The organism is Streptomyces sp. NPDC059564 (assembly GCF_042735575.1).
Classification (GTDB): domain Bacteria; phylum Actinomycetota; class Actinomycetes; order Streptomycetales; family Streptomycetaceae; genus Streptomyces.
Map to the genome: position 1 here is coordinate 1 of NZ_JBHWBP010000432.1, position 5,800 is coordinate 5,800.

Genomic DNA, 5,800 nt, shown 5'->3' on the forward strand with positions numbered 1-5,800 from the left:
GCCGGGGGCGGGCGGCGGGGCGGCCGGGGCGGGCGGCGGGGCGGCCGGGGACGGGCCCGGACATCCCGGACCTGCGGGTATGGACCGTCCTACCCGGGTACTCCTTACCCGTCGGGCGCGCGCCCGCGGCGGACCGGGGAGCACGCTCCCTTTCTCGCCACAGCCGCGCCCACTGGCTGTATCTTGCTGTCCGTCCCCAGCACCGGTCTCCGGCCGATTTCGATCCGACGGCTCGACAACGACCGGCCCGGTGTTGTGGATCTTGATGCTCGGGGGGGCATGCCCGTCCCCCCGGGTGCGCAGACGGATCTGCCCTTCGGACGTATGGGAGCACAGACAGATGGCGGAGTCTGTCCTGTCCCTCGCCGCGACGCTCGCCCGGATTCGGGCGCTCGCCCACGAGAGGCAACTGGACGTGGACGAGATCCTGAACGTGGCGGCCCTCGCGGAGCGGACCGGCGTCCCCGCCGGGCTGACGGCGGCCCTGCTGCGGGGCGAGGAGTTCGCGGACCCCACGCCCGGGGAGGCAGAGGAAACGGTCCGCCGCCGCGCGGCCTTCCTCTACGCCGCCTCCCGCGACACCAACGGCCGCCCGTACGCCGTCGCGGACATCGCGGCGGCGATCGGTGCCGCCCCCTGGTGGGTCGGCAACCTCGTGGCGGGCCGGGAACTGCCGCACCTGCGGCACTGCGCCGAGTTCGCGGCCTTCTTCGGCCGTGAGGTCACCTTCCTGACGGACACACCGGCGCAGGCGGTGAACAGGGCCCTCCAGCCCGCGGTCCAGTCCCTCAACAACGGATCGGGCGATCTGATGGCCGACCTCATGGACCAGTACGGACTGGTCTCCATATCCACCCGGGGCGAAGCCCTCACCCGTACACAGGAGACACTGCTCCTGGGCATGATCACCTCGATGCTGTCCGCTGAGGAGGTCCGGTGAACGTCTCCCGTTCGATGCGCAAGCTGTGCACCGCGCTGACGTCGTCGCTCGACCTGGAGGCGCCGGTCGATCCGCAGACCCTCTTCCGGGCCCTGTGCGACGCGATGAGCCGTACGCGCGGCGGCCGTCCGATCGTGCTGCGCTTCGAGCGCTTCCCCACCGAGCTGACCACCTCGGGGCTCTGGCTGAACATGGAGGAGTACGACATCGTCGTCGTGGAGAAGTACACGACCGCGGACCACCAGCTGGTCATCCTCGGGCACGAGCTGTGGCACATGAACGCGGGCCACTGCACCGAGCACGGACGCGGGGCGGCGGCCGCCGCCCGGTCCCTGCCGGACGCCTCGGACCTGACGTACGCCAGTGTCGCGGCGCGCTCCCACTACGAGGACGCCCAGGAGATCGAGGCGGAGAGCTTCGGCCTGATGCTCGGCGACCGGTGCCGGCCCTGGCTGGTCGGCGGCGACGCCCCCGGAGCGGTGCGCAGGAACGACGTCGCCGGGCGCATCGGCAACGCGCTCGGCTACCGCGGACCGATCGGTTGACGGTGGATTCCGACAAGTTCTACATCCCCTACCTCATCCCGGCCGCGATCCTCACCCTGGCCTTCGCGATCCGGCTGCCCGTCATGATGAGGTTTTGGCGCATCGATCCCAACGTGCGCTCCGTCGGCGGCCTGCTGCTGCTGGCCTCCGCCGTCTTCTACTGCGGCCGGCCCACGACGCTGGCGGCGATGAACCGCGGGACGGGCATCGCGAACTTCGCGGCGCCGACGCTGTACACGCTGCTCACGCTGTTCTGCGCCTCCTGCCTGGTGATGATCATCCACTGGCGGGGCGGCGATCCGCGGCGCGTGCGGCGGGCCGGCTGGACGATCGGGATCGTCTACTCGGCCGTCGTCGCCGGGCTGTGGATCACCTTCGCGTTCGCCGACGTACCGGTCGAGCGGCTGCGGGACCTGGACACGTACTACGCCAACACGCCCTGGATGCGCGAGCACATCCTGCTCTACCTGGGGGCCCACACCATCGCCTGCGCGATCACCTCGGTGGTCACCTGGTCCTGGCTGCGCCAGGTGTCGGGCTGGCTGCGCTCGGGCCTGGTGCTGCTGGTCATCGGCTTCATCCTGAACCTCTGCTACGACTCGGTGAAGCTGGCCGCGGTGATCGCCCGCTGGACCGGCCACGACCTGGACTGGCTCAGTACGTACGTCGCCCCGCCCATCGCCGCCGTGTGCGCGCTGTTCATCGCCGTGGGCTTCATCCTGCCGCACGCCGGCGAGGCGCTGCAGCGGATCTGGACGGACTACTACCACTTCCGCTGCCTCGCCCCGTTCGTGAAGGAACTGGCGCCGCTCGACACCGGTTCACTGCGGCTGCCCCGGCGCTCCCCCATCAGCCGGCGCCTCGTCCAGCGCAGGACCCGGATCAGCGACGGGCTGCTGCGCCTCCAGCCGTACATGGACCCGGCGGTCCGCGAGCGGGCCCTCGCCGAGGCCCTGGCACGCGACGAAGCACCCGCCCAGGCGGCGGCCGGCGCCGACGCGGTCGCCGTGGTCGCCGCGCTGCGCCGGCTGCGGGAGGGCGCCGAGCCCGAGGGCGAGGACGCGGCCGGCCCGGCCCAGGCCCCGGATCTCGTCGCGGTCTCCAAGGCCCTGCGCCGGTCGCCCTCCGTCATCTCCTTCCGCGCCCGGACCGGGCCGGCGGACCATCCAGAGAGCGTGACTTCATGAGCAGCACTCCACCGCCGCCCGCGGGTCCGCGTACCTCGGTCGTCATCGGCGGCAGCCTCGCCGGCATGCTGGCGGCCGCCGCGCTCGCCGAGTTCGGTGACGTCGTCGTCGTGGAGCGCGACGCGCTGCCCGACGCCCCGCGCTCGCGCCGGGGGCTGCCGCAGGCCCATCACGCCCATCTGCTCTGGTCGGGCGGGGCGGCGGCGATCGACAGCCTGCTGCCGGGCACCATCGGGCGGCTCATGGAGGACGGCGCGCACCGGATCGCGCTGCCGACGAACATGGTGGGCTTCTCGCCCGAGGGCTGGTTCCGCCGCTGGGCGGAGGCCTCCCACTACGTGGTCCTCGCCAGCCGCGACCTCCTGGACTGGCACGTCCGCCGGGCCGTCGGGGCCCTGTCCCGGGTCAGCGTCGTCGACCGTACGGAGGTGCTGGGCCTGGAGGGCGACGCGCACCGGGTCACCGGGGTGCGGGTGCGCGAGCGGGGCGGCGAGGAGCGGGTCGTCGGGGCGGACCTGGTGGTCGACGCCTCCGGCCGGTCCTCGCACACCCCGGACTGGCTCGCCGGGTTCGGCATACCGCGGCCGGCGGTGCGGACCGTCGACCCGGGCCTGGTCTACGCCAGCCGGATCTTCCGCGCCCCGAAGGACCTCGGGAACACCTTCCCCGTCATCGTGAACATCCAGGCCGACCCGCGCGAGCAGGGCCCCGGCCGGTCGGCGACCCTGGTCCCGATCGAGGGCGACCGCTGGCTCATCACCCTCTCGGGGACCCGGGGCGGCGAACCCACCAAGGATCCGCAGGCCTTCGAGGGGTTCGCCCGGGACCTGCGGCACCCGATCGTCAGCGAGCTGATCGCGCAGACCGAGCCGCTGACCGACGTGGTGCTCACCCGTACGACCGTCAACCGCAGGCACCACTACGAGAAGGCCGCCATGCCCCGGGGGCTCGTGGTCATCGGGGACGCCGTCGCCGCCTACAACCCGGTGTACGGGCACGGCATGTCGGTGGCCGCGCAGAGCGCGCTGGCGCTGCGGGCCGCGGTCGCCCGGTACGGCTGGTCGCAGGACCGGCTCGGCGCCCGCGTGCAGAAGGCCGTCGCCGGGCCGGTGAGCGCCGCGTGGGCACTGTCGACCGGCAGCGACGTCTTCTACCCGGGCGCCACGGAGAGCGGGCCGACGCTGGCCGAGAAGGTGGGGGCAGCCTACGTACGGCGGCTGCTGCACACGAGCACCGGCAACGGGCGGGTGGCGCGGGCGGTCACGGACGTGATGACCCTGGAGCGGCCCGCCGCCCGGCTCTTCACCCCGCCGGTGCTGCTGGCGGCGGCGCTGGGCCCGCGCCGCGCCCAGCTGACCGGCCCGCCGCTGGCGGACACGGAACTGGCGGCGATAGCGGCCCTGCGCGCGTAGGGGGCCGCGTCCCGTCGGACCGGCGGGACGGGCCCGGGCCGGCGGCCCCGGTCTCCGGCCGGACCTCGTCGCCGCGGCACCGCTCCCCCCGCCCGGCACCGGCCGCGGCGGCTCACCGCGCGACGCGGGCGTACGCCGCGAGGGCGTCCGGGAGGCCGGGCAGGTCCGTGCCGAGTTTGCGGCAGAGGGCGGACAGTTCGGGGCCCGGTGCCGGGTCGCCCCGTACGGCGTCCTCGCCCGCGCCCAGTTCCTCCGGGGTGGGCCGGTCCTCCCAGGAGGTGGCGCAGGGCAGGTCGCCGCCGTGGGCCAGGAGCAGGTCGGTGGTGCGCGCCGCGAGGCCGTCGGCGCCGCACTCCCGGCTCGTGAGCAGCGCCCGGGTGAGCAGGTCCCGGTCGCCGAGTTCCGCGCCCAGGGCGGCCTGCGCGCACGCGAGTTCGTACCCGGCGGGCGAGCGGGACAGCAGGGCGACGGCCTCGCGCAGCAGGGCCGTCCGCTCCTCCGGGGCGCCGGCCACCTCCGCCGAGACGCGCAGGGCCTGGCCGATGGTGGAGGGGGCGCCGAAGGCGCGGGCGCGGCGCAGGGCCCCGTCGGCGAGGGAGCGGGCCCCTGCCGGGTCCCCGGGGGCCACGGCGCGGGCCAGGTGCAGCCGCCAGGGGCACCAGGCGGGGTTCTGGATCCCGCGCGGGGTGAGCCGCCGGTCGACCGCTTCGAGCGCGGCGACGGCCGCCTTCGTCTCGCCCCGGGCCAGGAGGAGTTCGGCGTAGACGGTCTGCGAGTCGGGGAAGACCACTGCGGCCGGGAAGGGCTCCCCGTAGCCGTGCTCCCCCGCCAGCTCCCAGGCCTCGTCGACCCGGCCCCGGGCCAGCAGGGTGGTGACGAGGATGGCGATGGCGTACCAGTGGACGGGCGTACGGCGTCCCACGCGCTCGGCGAGCCGCAGCCCGGCGCGGGCCAGTTCCTCGGCGGCGGCGAGCTGCCCGCGGCGGTGGCGGATGTACGCGCGCAGGCTGTACGCGAAGGAGAGGTGGGCCCCGCGCCAGCCCTGGCGTTCGAACTCGGCGGTGCCCGCGTCGAAGAGCCGCTCGGCGCGGCCCGGCCGGTCGGCGTACATGTGGACCATCGCGGTGAGGACCGGGACCTCGAAGCCGCGGTCCGCGTGGGCCCAGCTGAAGGGTTCCCGCAGGACCCGGCGCGCGTGGTGCAGGACCACCTCGACGGACTCGCCGCGCAGGCAGGCGTCCCAGGCGCGCAGGCCGATGACGTACCGCTCGGTGAGGTCGCGGCCGCCGAGGCGGTCGGCCAGGGTGGCGAGGCGGCGCGAGCGGGCCGGGGAGTCGGGTTCGGCGGCGTCGAAGGCGTCCCACATGAACTGCTCGGACTGCAGGCGGAGCCGGGCGCGGGCGTCTGCGGTGTGGGGTATCTCGCGGGCGAGGAGTTCGGAGGCCTCGGAGAGGCGGTCGCTGTGGGCGAGGACCTGGGCGAGCCGGATCACGATGCCCTGGCGCAGGGCCGGGTCGTCGAAGGGTTCGGCGAGGGCGGCCCGCAGGTGGTTGACGGTGGTGGCGGGTTCGGTGAGCAGCGAGGCGCAGCCGAGTTCGTAGAGCACGGCTGCGCGTTCGCCGAAGTCCGGGGGCTCCTGGAGGGCGCGGTCGAGCTGGCGGCGGGCGGCCTCGGGGGCGCCGGCGCGGAGGTTCTCGGCGGCGGCCTCGCGCAGTG

At 74.7% G+C, this 5,800-nt stretch carries 4 protein-coding genes and 1 pseudogene; 4 read left to right on the plus strand and 1 reads right to left on the minus strand.

Translation table 11 applies throughout. The features are described 5' to 3' along the window. Positions 1 to 340 precede the first annotated feature (340 nt). From ACFV0Q_RS37400 to ACFV0Q_RS37415, 4 genes are read left to right on the plus strand one after another with little or no spacing between them, the layout of a single operon-like run. Positions 341 to 940, plus strand: coding sequence for a hypothetical protein (locus ACFV0Q_RS37400; RefSeq protein WP_385011924.1), 600 nt, complete (start codon positions 341 to 343; stop codon positions 938 to 940). 14 nt (positions 941 to 954) lie between these two features. Continuing rightward, complete coding sequence (locus tag ACFV0Q_RS37405; protein WP_266581492.1) at positions 955 to 1,485, plus strand: toxin-antitoxin system, toxin component; 531 nt, start codon at positions 955 to 957, stop codon at positions 1,483 to 1,485. A 2-nt stretch (positions 1,486 to 1,487) separates the two neighbouring features. After that, entirely contained in the window at positions 1,488 to 2,672 is a 1,185-nt protein-coding gene (locus ACFV0Q_RS37410; protein ID WP_385011927.1) for an MAB_1171c family putative transporter, read from the plus strand. Further along, on the plus strand, positions 2,669 to 4,084 hold the full coding sequence (locus ACFV0Q_RS37415) for an FAD-dependent monooxygenase (protein ID WP_385011930.1): 1,416 nt from the start codon (positions 2,669 to 2,671) through the stop codon (positions 4,082 to 4,084). The genes ACFV0Q_RS37410 and ACFV0Q_RS37415 overlap by 4 nt, the downstream gene beginning before the upstream one ends. Positions 4,085 to 4,196: 112 nt before the next feature. On the opposite strand, the pseudogene ACFV0Q_RS37420 reads toward ACFV0Q_RS37415, so the two are convergent. Next, positions 4,197 to 5,800: pseudogene (locus tag ACFV0Q_RS37420) on the minus strand (ATP-binding protein); the annotation flags it as partial.